The organism is Acinetobacter sp. YH12049, from assembly GCF_013419875.1.
Lineage (GTDB): Bacteria > Pseudomonadota > Gammaproteobacteria > Pseudomonadales > Moraxellaceae > Acinetobacter > Acinetobacter amyesii.
Window position 1 is genome coordinate 1 of the sequence record NZ_VOZH01000088.1, and the last position, 4,011, is coordinate 4,011.

Sequence of the window (4,011 nt, forward strand, 5' to 3'; positions counted from 1 at the left end):
GCCTATTTAAGTGATGTGCTGAAAAGGCTGCCGACACACAAAGTGACCCAAATTGAAGAATTGCTGCCGCACTGCTGGAAACCTGAATCGAATTAAAAATTGGTATGGGATTCAGCGGACGCTTACGGCAAATCCCATTGAGTCCCCTAATTAAACGCAATTGTCCAACGCCAAAGCGGATACCGTATGAGCTCCCTGAATCCCACCCTAATTACCTTTCTCTTTTATATTGTCGCCATGGTCGTGATCGGTTTACTTGCATACCGTGCGACCAGTAACTTTTCTGACTACATTTTAGGTGGCCGCCGATTAGGGAGCTTTGTCACTGCCCTTTCTGCAGGTGCATCGGATATGAGTGGTTGGTTGCTCATGGGTCTTCCGGGGGCGATTTACCTTTCAGGTTTATCTGAAATGTGGATTGCAATTGGTCTGATCATCGGTGCTTGGCTCAACTGGCTACTTGTGGCAGGTCGTCTCCGTGTACATACCGAAGTTCAAAATAATGCTTTAACCCTACCTGACTATTTCTCAAATCGTTTTAACGATAAAAAGAAAATCTTACGTATCGTGTCAGCTGTGATTATTTTGATTTTCTTCGCAATTTACTGTGCTTCAGGCATGGTTGCAGGCGCTCGATTATTTGAAAGTATGTTTGGTATGTCGTATAGCACTGCGCTTTGGATCAGTGCCATTGCAACGGTGAGCTATGTGTTTATTGGTGGCTTCCTTGCTGTCAGTTGGACCGATACCATTCAAGCGGGCTTTATGATTTTTGCCTTGCTACTTACCCCTATCGTGGTCATGTTGTCATTCTCTGATTTAAGCCAGTTCACTCTGGCACTAGAAGCGGCACGCCCTCAAGCCATGGATGTATTTGCTGACTTAAGTTTTGTCGCAATCATGTCTTTATTGGCATGGGGCTTAGGCTATTTTGGTCAACCGCATATCTTAGTCCGCTTCATGGCAGCTGATTCTGTTAAATCGATTCCCAATGCACGCCGTATTGGTATGACATGGATGACGCTCTGCCTCGGTGGCGCAGTTGCAGCAGGCTTCTTCGGTATTGCTTATTTCCAACAGCATCCAGAACTGGCAGGTGTCGTTACAGCAAACCCTGAAACGGTCTTTATGGAATTGACTAAAATTCTATTTAACCCATGGGTGGCAGGTATCGTATTGGCTGCGATTTTAGCTGCGATCATGAGTACCTTAAGCTGTCAGCTTTTAGTCTGTTCAAGTACCTTAACTGAAGACTTTTATAAATCATTCTTACGTAAAAATGCCTCACAAAAAGAATTGGTTTGGGTCGGCCGTTTCATGGTGTTAATGATTGCGTTGCTTGCGATCTATATGGCGGGTAATCCTGACTCTAAAGTCCTTGGTCTCGTCGCATATGCATGGGCAGGCTTTGGTGCTGCATTTGGCCCACTGATTATCATGTCATTGTTCTGGAAACGTATGACATTGAACGGTGCTTTAGCCGGTATGGTGGTTGGTGCAGTCATGGTCATTCTATGGAAAAACCTGTGGGGCGATACAGGCGTTTATGAAATTATTCCGGGCTTCATCTGCTCACTACTTGCAATCATCATTGTAAGCTTAATGGGCAAAGCACCATCTGCTGAAGTCACTGAAAAGTTTGAAGAAGCAGATCGTATCTATAAAGAAAGTATTTAAGACCAATAGCACTTAAATTTAAGCTCTAAGTTTTAATATCTGCAAAAAAGGACGCCTAGCGTCCTTTTTTGTTTTTTATCATGTCATCCATTTTGATATTACTTAGATGTTTATTCACATCTGTCCCAAATGTACAAAATATAAAAATGCCCACAACACGTTACATGTGTGGGCTAATGTCTTTACTACGTCATATTAACTTTGACGATTTAATAAAAACTGCGTGATCTTGTGTAATTCTGCCGCATCTTCTGCAAAATAATCCAAAGCTTGAAGTGCTTGTGCATGTAATTCTTCTGCATATGCTTGCGCTTGATCAAGGCCCATTAACGCAGGATATGTGGATTTATCCACTTGTTGATCTTTACCCGCTGTTTTACCCAATGCTTCAGTGTCAGCAATAATATCTAAAATATCATCTTGCACCTGAAAGGCTAAACCAATCGCAAGACCAAATTCACGGAGTTTAGGAATGGCTTGATCTGTGCCATTAAATATTGTCACTGCCGCCATCATGATTGCGGCAGAAATTAAAGCACCAGTTTTATTTCGATGAATATTTTCTAGTTCATCCTGACTGACATGCTTGCCTTCCGCTTGTAAGTCTAGAACTTGGCCATTGACCATTTTTGAAGTTGCAGTCGCTAAAATTTGCATTTGCTTTAAGATGATTGGTGCTTCAACGGCTGGGCCTTGATCAAAAAGACGACTACCTAAAACTTCAAATGCCATCGATTGTAAAATATCGCCAGCAAGTAAGGCCGTATCTTCACCAAAAGCCACATGACAAGTTGGTTGACCACGACGAAGTAAATCATTGTCCATACACGGCAAATCATCGTGTGCCAATGAATAGCAATGAATAAATTCAATTGCCACCGCAGCACGGCGTACTGCTGCAAAATTGGTATTGGGTTTTAATGCTGCTGTTGCATAACAAAGTGCCGGTCGAACACGTTTTCCACCCAACATCACAGCATGATACACCGCCCCTTTTAAGGGTTCTGGAATTGAAAATGCATCAAGCGCTGTCAGTAAATCCTGCTGAATACGCTGCTGCGCTTCTGTCAGGGCATGTGTGGAAACGTCTGTTAAAGAAGACACATTCACCTCAAATACTTTAAATATTTAACTGCTTCGTTCATTAGCAAATCGACTGCCAATGTTTTCTGTCAATTTTGACCTGTTGCATCATACTGCTTTCTCAGATCTTTCTCTATGTTACGACCTAAATCTATGTGTTTTTCCCACAGTCTGATGGTTTTTTAAATGTCGTTTCCTCAAATAGCGCCACATTTTGTCCATCATTAAAACAAGTACAATTTTTCGAGCCTTTCTTGGCTTGATACAAAGCCTGATCGGCACGTGCCAATGTTTCAAAAAATGACTCTGTACCATCCCACAAGGCCACTCCGCATGAGATACTCAGTTGTAAAGCCTTATCCGCATAATTCATCGAAGAAGCATAGATTTGCTCACAACATTGTTGTGCAATCGAACATGCAGTCGATATAGCCGTGCGTGGCAAAATCATTGCAAACTCTTCCCCACCCATGCGATATATTTGTGCATCTGCGTGTTGACTAATTTGCACCCTTAAAAGCTGCGCACTTTTTCTTAAAACCTCATCGCCAAATGCATGACCGTAGATATCATTGATTTGCTTAAAATTGTCTAAGTCGAGCATCATCAAACAAATTTCATCGGCTTGTTCAACCGCGAAGCTTTTTTGCCACTGAGAAAGGTCTAAATCAAAACCTCGTCGATTTTTTATCCCTGTCAAATAATCAAAATAAACTTGTTGTTCGAGTTGTTGGTTATGTTTCAACAGTGATAATTCGAATTGCTTTAAATTTGTAATGTCCGCACAGCACAACAACACATATTCCAAATCGCCACCTTGTTGAAACTTTGGTTTTAGCGTGAACCAATAATGCCGTTCATTTTCACTATACATAAAGGGTTCAATGCTATCGTTCTCTAAACAGCGTAAATCAAACTCAGAACTTGTGGCTTTGGTTTTTTGCTGCATCACGGACACATGATTCAATACAATCTCTTGTAAGTCTGACTGAAATCGATGTTTAAATATTTGATTGGCGCATATCAGCTCAGCTGTCGCAGAAAATAACGCAGCAGGCATTGGCAACGCTTCTAATACAGCTAATTGTTCAGTAGGTAGGTCCGATTTTATCAAATGGAGCGTAAAAACTCTGTCCTTCAGGTCAGAGATATAAGCGACACGACATGAAGTGTCGTTTGATTTAACTAAGGACTATTTTCCTTGAGTTTTGATTGTTAATATAAGTACATGAAAACCCTTAAATTACGTAT

Annotated in this window: 4 protein-coding genes; 2 read left to right on the plus strand and 2 right to left on the minus strand. The window is 41.5% G+C overall.

What is annotated here, in order from left to right; translation table 11 throughout:
• The coding region (locus tag FTU05_RS17400) for a transposase domain-containing protein (RefSeq protein WP_130075492.1) at window positions 1-96 on the plus strand (96 nt) is incomplete at its 5' end.
• A 90-nt stretch (window positions 97-186) separates the two neighbouring features.
• A complete protein-coding gene (gene putP / locus FTU05_RS17405) occupies window positions 187-1,677 on the plus strand; it encodes a sodium/proline symporter PutP (RefSeq protein ID WP_180166175.1) in 1,491 nt (496 codons plus the stop codon).
• A 195-nt stretch (window positions 1,678-1,872) separates the two neighbouring features.
• On the opposite strand, the gene FTU05_RS17410 is transcribed toward putP, so the two are convergent.
• Window positions 1,873-2,781 (minus strand): polyprenyl synthetase family protein, encoded by a 909-nt coding sequence (locus tag FTU05_RS17410; RefSeq protein ID WP_168379257.1) that lies wholly within the window; start codon window positions 2,779-2,781, stop codon window positions 1,873-1,875.
• Window positions 2,782-2,911: 130 nt separating this feature from the next.
• Window positions 2,912-3,820 (minus strand): GGDEF domain-containing protein, encoded by a 909-nt coding sequence (locus tag FTU05_RS17415; RefSeq protein ID WP_180166177.1) that lies wholly within the window; start codon window positions 3,818-3,820, stop codon window positions 2,912-2,914.
• Window positions 3,821-4,011 lie beyond the last annotated feature (191 nt).